Here is a 14650-nt window from a genome sequence, read left to right as displayed (position 1 = left end):
ATCAGATGGGTCGGTAGGGCGCGGCCAGCAGCGCCTGGAGGACGCGGGCGGCCATCGGCTCGTCGGACAGGGTCGACCACACCAGCAGCTGGCACACCAGGACGAGTCCGCCCAGGCGGCTCGCCTCCTGAATCGCCGACATCTGCAAGCCGTGTCCGCATCGGGCCCACGCCGGCGTCCCACGGCGGTCGATGCCCATGAGCGGATTGGTCAGGACCCGGCCGTCGGGCGTCGCCCAGCGGCTGAGGTCGTCGGTGGTGAGGCCGGAGTCGCGCATCGAAAGCTCCACGTTGGCGACCTCGACCGGCTGGTCGCCGGTGACGGCGAGTTCGATGTGCTTGCCGATCCACCCCAGGTCATCGCCCGGGCGCCGTTCCAGCAGTACGACGATCCGCCCATGCTCGGTCGCGGAGCGCAGCTCGTGGATGACCTCGGCGGTGAGCGCCACGTCCGGCGTCACCACCACCGGGTGCGCGTTGTCAGCGGCGTAGGGCCGAAGCCGCGGCATCCATGCGCCGGCGCGCTCGACGAACCCGTCCAGATCGCCCAGGACGTCCACGTCGCCCTCCCACACCGGTGCGGCGGGGTGCACCTGGACCGACTCGGCGGCCTCCACCCACGCACGTCCCTCGATGCGGAGGCGCGCGGTGAGGACGATCGCGCCGGCCTCGTCCACCGCCGGAAGGACGATCTCGGGCGTGGCCACCGCGACGGCCGAACCCGCGCCGAGGCGGGCGGCCACGGTTTCGGCGGCGACGACCTCGCCGGCCTCCGTACGCGCGGTCCACTCGAGGTCGACCGCGATCTCGGCGGGCAGGTCGTTGCACACCCAGATCTCCGGGTTCAGGGAGGAGCGGCCGTACGCGCGATTCGGCAGGCCCGTCACCTCGAGCGACACCGGGCGCAGCGCGTCCCGCAGCGCGGAGAACCCGCCGGTCAGCTCGCCGGCGTTGTCGATGACGTGCAGGTCGACCCACGGGTTGTACATGACGTCGCCGGGGTTCTGCAGGTAGTGATGGATGACACCTGAGACATGCCGGCGGTCCCGGCGCATGCGGCCGGTCTGCCGCGTGAGCACGCGTGACTGCGCCTCGCCACTGACGCGGTGGTACTCGGCGAACGAGTCGCGCCACCCGATGACGCGCTGGTGCGTGCGCACCATCTCCCCCGTCATCTCGTACAGGCTGGCCTCCGCCGTCCACCGGCCGTCCTCCGTCGGCGGGAGGGTGATGGTCTCTCCGCGGCGGGCGTGTGCATCCTGGGTGCGCCTCATGGCCTCCCAGCTCGGCACGACGCCGCCGCCGTACTCCGAGACGATCGCGCGCACGCCGGGATCCACCTGCTCGTTGGCCGGGTCGTCGAAAACCCCCGTGAGCGCCCCGGTCGTGGCGTAGAAGTAGCCGGGGTAGTCGTGCACGGCCTGCGGCAGCGCGCGGGGGCGCGTCCCCCCGGACCAGTCCTGCAGGTGCACCGCGCCCGGGGCCTGCTCGCGGAGCACCTCCGCGGCCCGCTCGACGAAGGCGACGTCGGCGTCGTGGAACGGCACCTTCATGTGCATCTCGTTCGGAACCGACACCACGACCACACTGGGGTGACCGGCGACCGTGCGGGCGAGCTCCTCCACCTGGAGCAGCTCCTCGTCGAGCTCCGCCTCGCGTGAGGCGAAGCAGTGCCACTGGAACGGTCCGTCCTGGTAGATCATCACGCCCACGCGGTCGGCCAGCTCGAACACGCGCGCCGGCGGGACGGCGACGTGCACGCGCAGGACGTTGCCGAACAGCGCCTTAACGATGAGGAGCTGGCGGATGACGTCCTCGTCGCGGCCCTCGCGCGACGCGTCCCACACGCACCCGATGGTCGTCGTGCCGCGCAGGAGAACGGGGGCGCCGTTGAGCGACAGCGAGCCGTCGGCAGCGCGCTCGAACGTGCGGAAGCCCATCGGGCGGCGGATCTCGTCGACCAGCTCATCCCCCGACCACACCTGCACGGTGAGGCGGTAGAGCACCGGGGCGACGGGCGACCACGGCGTGATGCCGGCGGCCGACAGCGCCACGGACGTGCGCGTTCCCGCCACGACATGCCGTTGGCGCGCGACCACATCGCCGTCCGCCGTGGTCACCGTCACCACGAGCGAGAGTCCCTCGGTCGCCTTCTCGGCGCCCCCGACCTCGATCGCGACGTCGGCCGTGCCGTCGGCGCGGGCATCCGCGGCGACGTAGGCCAAATGCACGGGCGGGCGCAGCTCGAGCTCGACGGCGTCCAGCGCAGCACCCGCGGTGACGGCATCCGCCACGACCGAGCCGAGCCCCTTGCCGTGGGCGTCGCCGAAGTTCTCGCCTTCGCTCTCGCCGGACCACCGGTACCTGTCGCGGGCGCGCCGGATGACGATGTCGATCTGCCGCGCCCGGCGGGCGTCGATCTCCACCTCCAGCGTTCCGAGGTAGCCCCGGCGTCGGCCGGCGGCCCGGCCGTCGACGTACACGACGGCTTCGTAGTCGGGGCGGACCACCCGCAGCACGGCCCGCTCCGCCCACGCGGCGTCACTGGGGACCGTCACGGCACGGAAGTGCAGGTACGCGTCTTCGGTGCTGTGCGGGAGCGTCACCGGCGCGAACTCGGAAGCGTCCGCCGCGGCGGGATCGGCGGGGCGCTCCGCACACGCCCGCACGTTCCACTGTGTGAGGGCGTGGACGGTGCGCAGGGGTCGTTCGTTCTCAATGACAGCGGCCGGGACATCCGACCGCAGCCGCTCGACCTCGGCGTCCAGCTCCGCGCGCGTGGTGATCGCGGCAGGAGCGTCGAAGTCGACCACTTCGTGAGCGAAGCGGTGGCGGGTGGGGGTGGCGCTCACTTGACGGCTCCCAGGGTGAGTCCGCTGCGGAGGTACCGCTGCAGGAAGATGAACACGATGATCAGGGGGATGATCGACAGCAGCGATCCGGTCACGACGAGGCTGTAGAGGACCTCGGCGCCCGTCGAGGGGAACAGCGAGACCCGGTTCCAGCTCGTCAGGCCCAGCGTGATCGGCATGAGCTCAGGAGACTGGAGCACCAGCAGCGGCAGCAGGTAGTTGTTCCACGTGCCGACGAACGTCAGCAGGAACACCGTCGCCACCCCGGGCCCGATGATCGGCAGCACGACGCTGCGGATGATGCGGGGCTCACGCGCGCCGTCGACGCGGGCGGCGTCGATGATCTCGTCGGGCACCGCCGAAGAGATGTAGACCGTCAGCATGTACATCGCGAAGGGGCTGACCATCGAGGGCAGGATGACCGCGAGCGGGGAGTCGACGAGCCCCATCGCGGAGACCAGCTGATAGGTCGGGACCGCCAGAGCGGCGCCGGGCACCATGATGGCCACCAGCACGAGCCAGAAGAGGGCGTCGCGGCCGCGGAATCGCCACTTCGCGAAGGCGTAACCGGCCAGCACGGCCAGCAGTGTGGCGCCGACGGCTGCGGCCAGGGAGTACCCGACCGTGTTGAGCATCCACCGCCCGAAGATGCCGTCGTCGTGCGTGAAGACCTCCACGATGTTCTGCCACAGCTGCGGCTGGTCGGAGAACCAGAACCCGAAGGTGGAATAGAGGTCGGAGGTGGACTTGGTCGCGTTGACGACCAGCCAGTAGATCGGCACCAGGATGTAGATGCCGAAGCCCGCGAACAGGATCGCGGCGATCACCGAGGGGCGCTTGAGGGCGGGGTTGTTCACGATGCACCCTTCTCCGGCCGGTTCATGAACTTGCTGTACACGACCGACAGTGCGACGACGACGAGTCCCATGAAGAACGAGATCGCGGCGACATAGTTGAGCTGCTGCCCACCGGCGGCGAGCGAGTAGGCGTACATGTTGGGGGTGAAGTTGTCCTCGATCGACCTCGGCTGCAGCGGCTGCAGTACGAGCGGCTCGGTGAGCAGCTGAACGGTGCCGATGATGGAGAAGATGACGACCATCGTGATGACCGGCTTGATCATGGGCAGCTTGATGCTGAATCCGATGCGCCACCGCCCGGCGCCATCCAGGATCGCGGCCTCGTAGATCTCCTCGGGGATCGCGCGCAGCGCAGCGTAGAAGATCATGACGTTGTAGCCGACGAACGCCCAGATCCCGATGTTGCCGATGGCGAAGAGGACGAACTGCGGAGACAGCAGGTTCAGGCCCTCCAATCCCACAGCCTCGGCCATGTCGGTGAAGGGACTGATGGTGGGGCCGTACAGGAACCCCCACATGAGCGTCGCGACCACGCCCGGGATCGCGTACGGGATGAAGTAGAGGGCGCGGTAGAAGCCGCTCCCCCGCACCGCACCGCTGTCGACGACGACCGCGATGAGGAGGGAGAGCCCGATGGTCAGCGGCGTGAAGATCACGCCGTAGAGCAGCAGGCGGCCGAAGCCCTCCCAGAAGTTCGCGTCGGTCAGGGCTCGCGCGTAGTTCTCCAGGCCCACGAAGGTGATCCCGCCGATGAGCCGTTCGACGAACAGCGAATTGACCATCGAGATGAGGAGGGGGCCGAGGATGAACACCGCCAGCGCGAGCAGGAAAGGCGCGACGAGGACGTAGGGAATCCATCGCCCCTTCTGCCGCCGCGCTGCGGTAGGCGGTGCGTGTGTGATCGTCATGCGGGATCGGTTCTCCTGGACGAGGCGGGTCCCCCGGCGCATCTCGGCCGGGGGACCCGCGGTGGCGTGCTAATCGGCGACCGTGAAGCCCTGTTTGGCCGCGTAGTCGCGCAGGCTGGTCTCGATGGTGGCCAGGGTCTTCGAGGTGTCCTGTCCGTCCTCGAGGATCGCGTTGTACTCGGCGTCGGAGACGTTGGTGACCTCGCTGTTGAACGGGGTCCACTGCCAGTCCGACACGCTCTCCAGGGCGGAAGCCAGCACCTGGTTCACCGGCTGGTCACCGAAGAACGGGAAGGGTGACGCCAGGAACTCCTCATCGGCGATGTAGGTCTTCAGCACCGGGAAGGAGCCGGTCAGCTCGAACAGGAGTTCGTAGGCCTGCGGGTCGTGGTTGACCCACTTCACGTACTCGGCGGCCGCGGCCTTGTTCTTGCTCTGCTCGGTGACGGTGTAGGCGCTGCCGCCCCACTCCGCCGACGCCGGCTCCCCGTCCCACGACGGCAGCGGCGCCACCGCCCACTTGCCCGCGGAGCTCTCCGCGTTCGAGCCCAGGATGACCGGGCCCCACCCGGGGCCGACCCAGGAGGCGATGGTGCCGTCCGCGAACGCCGCGTTCCACTCCGGGCTGTAGATGGGCAGGTCTGCGGTCAGGCCGTCGTTGTGCAGACCGGCCCAGTAGTCGAGGACGTTCTGGATCTCAGGCTGGTCGTAGTCGATGGCGATCGTCTCGCCCTCGACCGAGACCGGCGCGATGCCCGCCTGCCAGTACATGCGGTTCATGCTGCCGTCGGCGAAGGCACTGTTGGCGATGTGGCTGCCCGGGAGCGCGGCCTGCAGCGTGCCGGCGTCCTGCGCGAACTCCTCCCACGTCGCGGCGGGCTCGATGCCGGCCTGGGCGTAGAGGTCGGTGCGGTAGTACAGCGCCATCGGGGACGCATCGATCGGGGTCCCGTAGACCTCGCCGTCCACGGTCAGCTGCGACATGATGCTGTCGGCGAAGTCGTCCTTGATCTCGTCGATGCCGAAGTCGGTGAGCGGCACGATGTAGCCCGACATGGCGTTCTGCAGAATGCCCGGGTACTCGATCATCGCCACATCCGGCGCACCGCTGCCGGCCTGGAAGGCGGTCTGCAGGCGCTCGCTTCCCGTCGCGGCGTCGCCCGGGTTCACCAGGTTGACCTTGATGTCGGGGTGCTCCTCCTCGAACAGCTCGGCGATGTCCTTCGCATTGGTCGACCACGACCACACGGTGATCTCGCCCGACGCTTCACCGTCGGCACCCTCGTCTCCACCTCCCCCGGAGGCACAACCGGCCAGGGCCGCCGCGGTCATGGCAACGACGCCGATGCCGAGCAGGCGCGTGAGCTTTCGCTGTGTGGACATGGAATTCCAATCGGGAGAGCTGTGAAGGTGCGCGTTCGCATCCCGAGATAAATATTCACCATACAAGCTCAAATGGCAACTGCATTTGCCTATCGAATTCCGGGACTCCGTCCCTTTCAGATGGCGCGCGCATTTGCTCCTGCGGGTTGCATGGCAAACGTCGTCGCAGAGACCGTAGGTTGCCTGCCGCTCCGGCGAGCGGCTGCGCTCGATGCCAACTGTTGACAGTTGTCACTTCAGCCCGATAGAAAGGGGTCCACGTCCGCAGGGACGCCGACGAAGAGAGGGACAGCAATGGCTGCTGACACACGCCCGGCGGATTCGACCGCCCCCCGTAAGATCGCACCCCGCGTGGTCATCGCCGGAGCAGTGGGATCCGTGATCGAGTATTTCGATTTCGGCGTCTACGGCTACGTCGCCACCATCCTCGCCGTGCACTTCTTCGCCGCCGGCGATCCGATCGCCGCGCTGCTGTCGACCCTCGCCACCTTCGCGGTCGCCTTCGTCCTGCGGCCGGTCGGCGCGCTCCTGTTCGGACACTACGGCGACCGGTTCGGCCGTAAGAACGCCCTGGCCGCCACCGTCATCCTGATGGCCGCCGCCAGCGGTCTGATCGGCATCCTCCCCTCCTACGCCGCGATCGGCCTGGGTGCGACGGTGCTGCTGGTCCTCGCCCGCTGCCTGCAGGGCCTCGCCGCCGGCGGTGAGCTGGGCGGCGCCGCATCCTTCGTCGCCGAGCAGTCCCCCAACCACCGCCGCGGCCTGTTCACCTCGACGACGCAGATGGGTGCGCTCGGCGGCTCGCTGATCGCGTCGCTGACCGTCCTGATCCTCAACCTCACGCTCGGCGCCGAGACGATGCAGGACTGGGGCTGGCGGATCCCGTTCCTGATGGCGATCCCGATCGGCCTGTTCGGCCTGTGGATCCGCAGCGGCCTGGAGGAGTCCGAGGAGTTCGAGAAGGCCCGCGCCGCCGCAGCCGAGCTCAAGAAGAAGCAGCAGCCCATCCGCACGCTCTTCACCCGGTACCCCGTCAAGCTGCTGCAGGTCGTCGCCCTGTCGGTGCTGCTGTTCTCGGCGTACTACATCGCCTACGTGTACGTGAACATCCACATGCAGACGGCGCTGGAGTTCTCGGCCGACTTCGCCTACCTCTCCACGACCCTCACCCTCCTCGTGTCGGTCATCCTGATGCCCTACTTCGGGTACCTCTCCGACAAGATCGGGCGCAAGCCGGTGTTCGTCGTCGCCTCGATCGCCGGGATCGTCCTGGCCGTCCCCGCCTTCATGCTGTTCGAGTTCGGCGGCCCCGTCGCCGTGATCAGCCACATCATCCTGGGCCTGGTCGACTCGGCGCTCATGGGCGTCGCGCTCTCCACCTACGCCGAGATGTTCCCCACGCCCGTCCGCTACACCGGCATCGCGTTCGGATTCAGCGTCGGCGCGGCCCTGGCCGGCGGCACCTCGCCGTACATCGCGACGTGGCTCGTGGACGCGACCGGCAACCTGCTGGCCCCCGCCTTCTTCCTCATGGGCACCGGTGTCATCACGCTCATCGCCGCATTCATGCTGAAGGAGACGCGAGGCATCGAACTGCAGGACGTGGCGTAGCCATGTCGCCCGATCGCGCCCGGGCCGTCTCGCGGACGTCGCTGCCCTCACAGGCGGAGGACCTCATCCGCGAGATGATCCTGGACGGAACCCTCGGTGCCGGTGAGCGCCTCAACGAGGTCGCGATCGCCGAGTCGATCGGGATCAGCCGGGGACCGCTGCGCGAAGCGATCAAGAGGCTGTCGGGGCAGGGATACCTCACGAGCGAGACCCACCGCGGGGCCTTCGTCAAGCAGTACACCCCGCAGGAGATCGTCGACCTCTACGAGCTGCGCAGCGCCCTCGAGCTGCACGCACTGCGCCTCGCAGTCCAGCGCGCTGCCGACGCGGATCTCGAGGCGCTCGCGAGGCGGCTCTCGGACGAGTACGCCCGCCTCACACGGCACGCGGCGGATGCCGCGGAGCAGCGCGAGCCGTACGTGTCGGAGCTGGACTTCCACGAGCAGCTCGTCGCGCTCAGCGGCAACCGCGAGATCCGCGATCAGCTGTCCCACGCCAACCACAAGCTGTATCTCGCCCTGCGGCCCACGGCACGCACCTCCACCCGCGAGGAGCACGCGGTCTCCGCGCACCGGCAGATCCTCGATCGCGTGCTCGCGCGGGATGCGGACGGAGCGGTCGAACTCCTCGCCGCCCACCTCGCGGACTCGATGAGCAACAGCCTGAGCGTCCTGGGTCTTTCCGACTCGTCAGATCCGATTCAAAGGAGCGTCGACACATGAGCAGTCCCTACGATCTCAGGATCACCGGCGGGAAGGTCTTCCTCGAAGGCCTCGGCCCGAGCGATGTCGACCTGCTCATCCGGGACGGTCGCATCTCCGGCATCGTCGGACGGGAGCAGCAGGCGGATGCGGCGGAGACCGTCGATGTGACCGGCAAGCTCGTCCTGCCCGGCGCGATCGACCCGCACGTGCACCTCGGCAAGGACATCCGCGTGCCCCGCGATCCCGACGACGCCGAACGGGAGTCGGCATCCGCGGCCGCCGGCGGCGTGACGACGATGCTCGTGTACCTGATGAGCTCGAGCTCCTACACGGGCGAGTTCGCCTCGGCGCGCGCCGCCATGGACTCCAACTCCCACATCGACTACGGCTTCCACTTCGTCCTGGGCACGCCCGAGCACCTGGAGGAGTTCGCCGACTACATGGGGCTCGGGGTCTCCTCGTTCAAGTTCTTCATGAACTTCCGCGGCGACGAGGGCAAGTACCTCGGGATGCCGGGCAACGACGACTCGTTCATGTACGACATCCTGCGCAAGAGCGCCGAGCACGGCGCGATGATCAACCCGCACCCCGAGAACATCGAGCTGGTGAGGATGTTCCGCGACGAGCGCGGCGACGAGTCGGCCGGTCCCCTCGCGGTGTGGAACGCTGCCCGCCCGGCGTTCGTCGAGGCGGAGGCGGCGCAACGCGTCGCCTACCTCGCCAGCGTCACCGGGGCATCCGTCTACTGCGTGCACACCAGCAGCCGCGAGGCCGTCGAGGCCATCGCGCGCCAGCAGGCGTCGTACCCAAACATCTTCATCGAGACCTGCACGCAGTACCTGACGCTCGACACGACCTCCGACGCCGGCGTGTACGCCAAGGTGAACCCTCCCGTGCGTCCGCGGGAGGACGTCGAGTTCCTGTGGAAGGCGTTCGAAGACGGCCTCATCGACGCGGTGGGCTCCGACCACAACGCCCGGCACCGCTCCAACAAGGAGAAGGACATCTGGAGCGCGTCGGCGGGATTCCCCGGCCTCGGGGGCCTGCTGCCCCTCACGCTCGCCGAGGGGCTCCGCCGCGGTGTGAGCCTGGACACGATCGTCGAGGCGGTGAGCACGCGAGCCGCCAAGCTCTTCGGCATGTACCCCCGCAAGGGGACCATCGCCGTCGGATCGGATGCGGATCTCGTCGTTCTCGACATGGATGCCCCGTCCACGATCACCGCGGAGACCCAGCACTCGGCAGCCGAGTACACGCCCTGGGAGGGCACGGAGCTGCCCCTGTCGGTGGTGCACACCATCGTCGGCGGGCGGTTCGCCCTCCGGGACGGAGTCCTGACAGACCAGCGCGCGGGGAGCTACATCCCCCGCGCCCACAGCGGCGCGGCCGCACTAGGAGGATGAGCGCATGTCCCGGTTCACATCTGACCTGATCGATCCCACCACCACCGAGCGCTACGCCGCCGCGGGGTTCGGCCGACCGGTCGGCATGGGACGGAAGCCCGCCCTGCTGATCATCGACGTGCAGTACCGCACGACCGGGACCACGCCGATGCCGTTCGACAAGGCCATCGAGGAGTTCCCCACGAGCGTCGGCGACGTGGCGTGGGATGCCGTCGGCAACATCAGCCGACTCCTGGAGGTGTTCCGCAGCAACGGCTGGCCGGTGCTGTACCCGCACGTCGCGCCCAAGAAGGGGTTCGATCAGGGAGCGCTGGGGGCGAAGGTGCCCGGCATCATGAACATCGCCGAGCGCGGTTACGACTTCGTCGAGGAGATCGCGCCCGTGGACGGCGACGTCCTCCTGCCCAAGAAGCACCCGAGCGCCTTCTTCGGGACTCCGCTGGCCTCGTACCTGATCCAGACCGGGGCCGACTCCCTCGTCGTGACGGGGTGCTCGACGTCGGGATGCGTCCGCTCCACGGTCGTGGACGCCTTCTCCTACAACTACCGGGTGAGCGTCCCGAGCGACGCGGTCTACGACCGCAGCCGCATCATCCATGACGTGAACCTGTTCGACATGGACCAGAAGTACGCAGACGTGAGCACGACCGAGGACCTCGTCCGCACGCTCAACGAGATCGGAGAGAACCGCTGATGGAACGCGACGTCGACGTCATCGTCGTGGGCGCCGGCGGCTGCGGCCTGACCGCCGCGATCGCCGCCGCCGAGGCCGGCGCATCCGTCGCCCTCCTGGAGAAGGAGGAGCGCGCCGGCGGCAACACGTGGCTGAGCACGGGATCGGTGCCGGCTGCCGGCTCCCGCTTCCAGAAGGAAGCCGGCGTGGCGGACAGCCCCGAGATCATGGCCGCCGACCTCCTGCGCAAGAGCGGCCCGCACGACGCCGAATCCACCGTCGAGCTGCTCGCCCGCGAATCCGCCTCCCTCGTGGAGTGGCTGGTCGACGATCACCAGGTCGACCTGCGGCTCATCACCGACTACAAGCACGTCGGCCACAGCATCACGCGCCTGCACGCCCCCGCTGCGCGCAAGGGCGAGTTCCTCGTGAAGGACCTCGTCGCCGCCGCCGAGCGGCTCGGGGTGGAGGTCGTCACCGGCAACCCCGTCGCGGGTCTGCTGATCGAAGACGGCGCGGTCGTGGGCGTGCGCGTGGCCGGGGAGCGCAGCGGCGAGTACGAGCTGCGCGCAGGTGCCGTCGTCCTCGCCGCCAACGGCTTCGGCGGCGACCGGGAGATGCTGCGGCAGTGGATCCCCGAGATCGCCGAGGCTCAGTACTTCGGTGCCCACGGCTCCACCGGTGAGGCCATCGCCTGGTCGGAGGAACTCGGCTCGCAGGTGGGGAACATGGGCGCCTACCAGGGGTACGCGGCCGTCGCCTATCCGCACGGCTCGATCGTCTCCTGGACCACCGTGGAGATGGGCGCCTGCCTCCTCTCCCCCTCCGGCGAGCGCATGGGCGACGAGAGCGTCGGATACTCGGCGTTCGCACCCGTCGTCTCGGCCGTGACGGAGGAGTCGTGGGTCGTGCTGGACCAGCGCATCCGCGATTACGTCCTCGGCAACGAGGAGGAGTTCCGCGACCTCGTGGAGATGGGCGGTCTCGCCGAGGCCGCAGACGAAGCCGCCGTCGCCCGCATCATCGGGGCCGATGACGCCACCGTCGCAGCATCCCTGGAGGAGTTCGCCCAGGCTGCGCAGGGGAACCGGCCCGACCCGTTCGGGCGCACGGACTTCGGCTTCGGGCCGCTGGGCCGGCCGTACTACGTGGTCCGCTCCGTCCCCGCGCTCTTCCACACGCAGGGCGGGGTCACCGTCACCGACACCGCCGCGGTCGTCCGCGCCGATGGCGCGACGATCCCCGGCCTGTTCGCCGGGGGCGGTGTGGCCGCGGGCGTGTCCGGCCGGGACGGCGCCGACGGGTACTCCTCGGGCAACGGGCTCCTCACCGCCATCGGGCTCGGACGGATCGCCGGGGTCAGCGCGGCCCGGACCGCGGGCCAGGAGTAACCAGCGCCTGGCCGGCGCGCTACGCCGGCCAGGCGCGAAGAGTCGTCTCCACGACCCGGTCGAGATCCTCACGAGCGACTCCGTTCGCGGCCTGGACGGCGAGGCCGAACACCACGGTCATGATGTACCGGGCGAGCCCTGCGGCGTCCGCATCCGCGGGCAGATCCCCCTCGTCCATGGCACGCCGGAAGCGCTCGGCGAGACGATCCCCCGCTTCGCTTCGCACCCGCACGAGCAGCTCATGCGCGGGCCGGGCGCCGTCGCTGGCTGCCAGAGCCCCCTGGACCGTCAGGCATCCCTGCGGGCTGTCCGGCCGCGTGGTCGTATCGAGCACCCCGCGCAGGAACGCCTCGGCGACGGCCCGCGCGGTCGGTTTCTCGAGCGCGTCCATCTCGTAGGCGGATGGCCCTCGCAGGTAGCGATCCAACGCCTTCCGGAAGAGCTGCTCCTTGTTGCCGAACGCCGCGTACATGCTCGTCTTGGTGATGCCCATGGCGCCGGTGAGATCCGTGAGACTGGATCCCTCGTAACCCCGCTGCCAGAACGTCCTCATGGCGCTGTCGAGCGCGTCATCCATGTCGAATTCTCTCGGGCGGCCGACCGCGGCTCCTGGTGACCTCGACATCCCCTCACTGTACTTTTGCCCGGGCGTGTTGCGGACGGGCCCGGGCCGCGCGGTGCAGCACCACGACGGTGGACGCCACGACGGCTGCGGCGATCAGGACTCCTGCCACCAGGACGACGCCGCGCGGGTGGACGATGGACTGTCCTAGGAGGGCCTGCACCGTCACGTTGACGAGCGATGCGGCGAACCCGAGCACCACGATCATCAGCACGCGGTACCGAGCGCGCGGAAGTGACAGCACGGGCACCCACCGGCCGAGCAGCTCGAGGGCCAGGAGCGTCAGCGGGATGGTCTGCAGGGCATGCATCCCGAGGAAGTGCGGGATGCGCAGATCCCCGCCCACCGTGCTCCAGCCCAGCAGCGGAAGGCCGGGACCGCCATCGGGCACACCGACGGCGTGGGCGCCGACGATGCCCTGGAAGTCGCCGATCTGCCCTGGGGTGGGCAGCGTCATCAAGAACCCCAGCCCCATTCCGGCCAGGGACAGGATGATTCCGGCCCTGGCCGCGAGGGTGCGGGCGGCATCGGGGCCGGGGTTGCGGACGACGGCGATCGCGACCAGCAGGGTCATGACCCAGACGAGGGCGATGGATGCTGCCATGACGGCCCAGACCGCGGTGTGGAACGGCGTGGAGATGTTGAAATGGCTCGACTGCGCCGCGCCGGCCAGCGCGAAGATCAGCACGATCTCCACGGACAGCGCGATCGCCACCCACGTACCGGCCCGATCCGCGACGCGGCGCCCGCGCCGGACCTGGCCGATGAGCCACGCGAGCGTGAGCGTGTAGACGGCGCCCGAGATCGCGAACTTCAGAGGCTTCAGCCACACCCCCGCGCCGGTCACCTGGCGCTGGTCCAGGACGGCCATCAGCGCCGCTCCGACGGCGAGCACGACCATCGCCGCGGCGAAGACGAGGAGAGGGCGATGCCAGTGGGCCGGTTTCGGGATGGGGCCGGCGACCAGCGTTTCAGTCATGGCGTCGATCCCGCGACGATGAGGCCGATCCCGGCGGACAGGAGCCCGAGCACGAGCACGCCGGCTCCGACCCAGAGCAGAGCCACCGCCCGGTTCGGCCGCGCAGGGTCCTTGCCGATCACCGAGACGAAGAACCCCGTCGGCATCAGGATCGCCGCCACGAAGACGGCCAGCGACAACGTCGCGAAGGGCTCCGGCACGTCGCTCGTCTCCACGAGCAGCATGGTCACGAGGCCGAGGATCACGAGCACGCCGGCGTGAGCGTGGCCGGCGCGGAAGAACGACTTCTGAAGGTCATTGGCGGGGAACCTGCCCGCCACAGTGGTGAACACGAAGCGGCCACCGTAGGCGACTCCGATGACGGTGAGGAGGACGACTCCGGCGATGATCTGGTGGACGCTGTCGATCATGATGGCTCCTTGGCAGAGGTGGGTGCGGGAATAGAACCGTACCGACCGGAACAAAATTCCACCACCACCTGCACAAGAGTGCGCCGGAGTCCGCCTCAGCCCGCCCGTCCGGGCCGCTGCGCGCGCTGGAGATTGCGGATGAGCTCCTCCCGGCTCTGTCCGTCGACACTGTGGCGCCACATCGGCGTGCCGGGCGCGCTGCGCCACGATTCGCGCAGCGGGCTGTTGTCGACCGCGTCGAAGCCGAATTCGTCATAGAGGCGGGTGACCAGCTCCACCGCATCCGGATGACCGCTCGAGACCACCAGCGCCTTGCGGTCGGGGGCGCCTGCCGGGCGGGCGAGCCGGATGAGCGCGGGCAGCGCGTCACTGGGAACGCGGATCTGGACGCGCGGGTGGAACTGGACGTGCGAGAACGCCTTCACGACCTTGGCGGCGGGCAACTGCTCCTGCCGCAGTTCGTGGACCGTCTTGCGGCCCGAGTCCACCTCCGGATAGTTGCCATCTCGCCAGGTCATGTAGTTGTTGTTGTCGAGGACGATCTTCCCCGCCAGGTCGGCGACCGGCAGGGTGGAGTGGGGCGCGTACGGGAACGCGACGAACGCGAAGTCACCCTGCGCCGCCGCATCCGCCACCGTCGCCGCCCGCGCCTTCGGTCCGAGCTGCGCGACCAGGGCCTGCAGCGTCTGCGGTCCGCGGGAGTTCGCGATGACGATGTCGTAACCGGCCGCGATGGCGACGCGCGCGAAGGTGCTTCCCGCCTGTCCGGCGCCGAGGACAGCGATGGTGGTCATGACGGGTTCTCCCTGCTGAGAGGCGGATGGGGCTGGGAATGGCCCACGCGCCAGCACACAACGC

At 69.2% G+C, this 14650-nt stretch carries 13 protein-coding genes; 5 read left to right on the top strand and 8 right to left on the bottom strand.

Translation table 11 applies throughout. From position 1 onward, the window contains the following. Position 1: 1 nt before the first annotated feature. The 4 genes from E4V99_RS18625 to E4V99_RS09030 all read right to left on the bottom strand — a co-directional run bounded on the left by E4V99_RS18625 (position 2) and on the right by E4V99_RS09030 (position 5999). Positions 2 to 2851 (bottom strand): hypothetical protein, encoded by a 2850-nt coding sequence (locus tag E4V99_RS18625; RefSeq protein WP_245233147.1) that lies wholly within the window; start codon positions 2849 to 2851, stop codon positions 2 to 4. Further along, positions 2848 to 3708, bottom strand: a complete 861-nt coding sequence (locus E4V99_RS09040; RefSeq protein WP_135069129.1) for a carbohydrate ABC transporter permease — start codon at positions 3706 to 3708, stop codon at positions 2848 to 2850. Before E4V99_RS09040 ends, E4V99_RS18625 begins: the two co-directional genes overlap by 4 nt. After that, complete coding sequence (locus tag E4V99_RS09035; RefSeq protein WP_167758105.1) at positions 3705 to 4616, bottom strand: sugar ABC transporter permease; 912 nt, start codon at positions 4614 to 4616, stop codon at positions 3705 to 3707. The genes E4V99_RS09040 and E4V99_RS09035 overlap by 4 nt, the downstream gene beginning before the upstream one ends. Positions 4617 to 4685: 69 nt before the next feature. Beyond that, positions 4686 to 5999 carry an extracellular solute-binding protein gene (locus E4V99_RS09030; RefSeq protein WP_135069135.1) on the bottom strand — a complete coding sequence of 438 codons (1314 nt, stop codon included), beginning with the start codon at positions 5997 to 5999 and terminating at the stop codon, positions 4686 to 4688. Positions 6000 to 6293: 294 nt separating this feature from the next. Here E4V99_RS09030 and E4V99_RS09025 point away from each other — a divergent pair, with 294 nt between their 5' ends. The 5 genes from E4V99_RS09025 to E4V99_RS09005 are packed head-to-tail and all read left to right on the top strand — an operon-like array spanning position 6294 to position 11781. Next, entirely contained in the window at positions 6294 to 7610 is a 1317-nt protein-coding gene (locus E4V99_RS09025; RefSeq protein WP_205805794.1) for an MFS transporter, read from the top strand. Between the two features lie 2 nt (positions 7611 to 7612). Next, positions 7613 to 8332, top strand: coding sequence for a GntR family transcriptional regulator (locus E4V99_RS09020; RefSeq protein WP_135069138.1), 720 nt, complete (start codon positions 7613 to 7615; stop codon positions 8330 to 8332). Continuing rightward, a complete protein-coding gene (locus tag E4V99_RS09015) occupies positions 8329 to 9717 on the top strand; it encodes an amidohydrolase family protein (protein WP_135117000.1) in 1389 nt (462 codons plus the stop codon). Before E4V99_RS09020 ends, E4V99_RS09015 begins: the two co-directional genes overlap by 4 nt. Before the next feature lie 4 nt (positions 9718 to 9721). Continuing rightward, positions 9722 to 10411 (top strand): isochorismatase family protein, encoded by a 690-nt coding sequence (locus E4V99_RS09010; RefSeq protein ID WP_135069144.1) that lies wholly within the window; start codon positions 9722 to 9724, stop codon positions 10409 to 10411. Continuing rightward, positions 10411 to 11781 (top strand): FAD-dependent oxidoreductase, encoded by a 1371-nt coding sequence (locus E4V99_RS09005; RefSeq protein ID WP_135116999.1) that lies wholly within the window; start codon positions 10411 to 10413, stop codon positions 11779 to 11781. The genes E4V99_RS09010 and E4V99_RS09005 overlap by 1 nt, the downstream gene beginning before the upstream one ends. 19 nt (positions 11782 to 11800) lie before the next feature. Here E4V99_RS09005 and E4V99_RS09000 read toward each other — a convergent pair whose 3' ends face one another. The 4 genes from E4V99_RS09000 to E4V99_RS08985 all read right to left on the bottom strand — a co-directional run bounded on the left by E4V99_RS09000 (position 11801) and on the right by E4V99_RS08985 (position 14586). After that, complete coding sequence (locus E4V99_RS09000) at positions 11801 to 12358, bottom strand: TetR/AcrR family transcriptional regulator (RefSeq protein WP_245233146.1); 558 nt, start codon at positions 12356 to 12358, stop codon at positions 11801 to 11803. A 52-nt stretch (positions 12359 to 12410) separates the two neighbouring features. Beyond that, positions 12411 to 13382, bottom strand: a complete 972-nt coding sequence (locus E4V99_RS08995; protein ID WP_135116997.1) for a hypothetical protein — start codon at positions 13380 to 13382, stop codon at positions 12411 to 12413. Continuing rightward, positions 13379 to 13792, bottom strand: a complete 414-nt coding sequence (locus tag E4V99_RS08990) for a hypothetical protein (protein WP_135116996.1) — start codon at positions 13790 to 13792, stop codon at positions 13379 to 13381. The genes E4V99_RS08995 and E4V99_RS08990 overlap by 4 nt, the downstream gene beginning before the upstream one ends. Before the next feature lie 95 nt (positions 13793 to 13887). Continuing rightward, a complete protein-coding gene (locus E4V99_RS08985; RefSeq protein ID WP_135116995.1) occupies positions 13888 to 14586 on the bottom strand; it encodes an NAD(P)-binding domain-containing protein in 699 nt (232 codons plus the stop codon). Positions 14587 to 14650 lie beyond the last annotated feature (64 nt).

It is taken from the genome of Microbacterium sp. dk485, from assembly GCF_004570445.1.
GTDB lineage: Bacteria > Actinomycetota > Actinomycetes > Actinomycetales > Microbacteriaceae > Microbacterium > Microbacterium wangchenii.
This window is presented reverse-complemented; position numbering and strand designations above follow the sequence as displayed.

What these genes read in the sequence shown, in the direction of transcription:
- E4V99_RS08990 (WP_135116996.1), bottom strand. Translation starts at nt 13,792, where the DNA reads ATGATCGACAGCGTCCACCAGATCATCGCCGGAGTCGTCCTCCTCACC.
- E4V99_RS09010 (WP_135069144.1), top strand. Translation starts at nt 9,722, where the DNA reads ATGTCCCGGTTCACATCTGACCTGATCGATCCCACCACCACCGAGCGC.
- E4V99_RS09005 (WP_135116999.1), top strand. Translation starts at nt 10,411, where the DNA reads ATGGAACGCGACGTCGACGTCATCGTCGTGGGCGCCGGCGGCTGCGGC.
- E4V99_RS09020 (WP_135069138.1), top strand. Translation starts at nt 7,613, where the DNA reads ATGTCGCCCGATCGCGCCCGGGCCGTCTCGCGGACGTCGCTGCCCTCA.
- E4V99_RS08995 (WP_135116997.1), bottom strand. Translation starts at nt 13,382, where the DNA reads ATGACTGAAACGCTGGTCGCCGGCCCCATCCCGAAACCGGCCCACTGG.
- E4V99_RS08985 (WP_135116995.1), bottom strand. Translation starts at nt 14,586, where the DNA reads ATGACCACCATCGCTGTCCTCGGCGCCGGACAGGCGGGAAGCACCTTC.
- E4V99_RS09015 (WP_135117000.1), top strand. Translation starts at nt 8,329, where the DNA reads ATGAGCAGTCCCTACGATCTCAGGATCACCGGCGGGAAGGTCTTCCTC.
- E4V99_RS09000 (WP_245233146.1), bottom strand. Translation starts at nt 12,358, where the DNA reads ATGGATGACGCGCTCGACAGCGCCATGAGGACGTTCTGGCAGCGGGGT.
- E4V99_RS09035 (WP_167758105.1), bottom strand. Translation starts at nt 4,616, where the DNA reads ATGACGATCACACACGCACCGCCTACCGCAGCGCGGCGGCAGAAGGGG.
- E4V99_RS09030 (WP_135069135.1), bottom strand. Translation starts at nt 5,999, where the DNA reads ATGTCCACACAGCGAAAGCTCACGCGCCTGCTCGGCATCGGCGTCGTT.
- E4V99_RS09025 (WP_205805794.1), top strand. Translation starts at nt 6,294, where the DNA reads ATGGCTGCTGACACACGCCCGGCGGATTCGACCGCCCCCCGTAAGATC.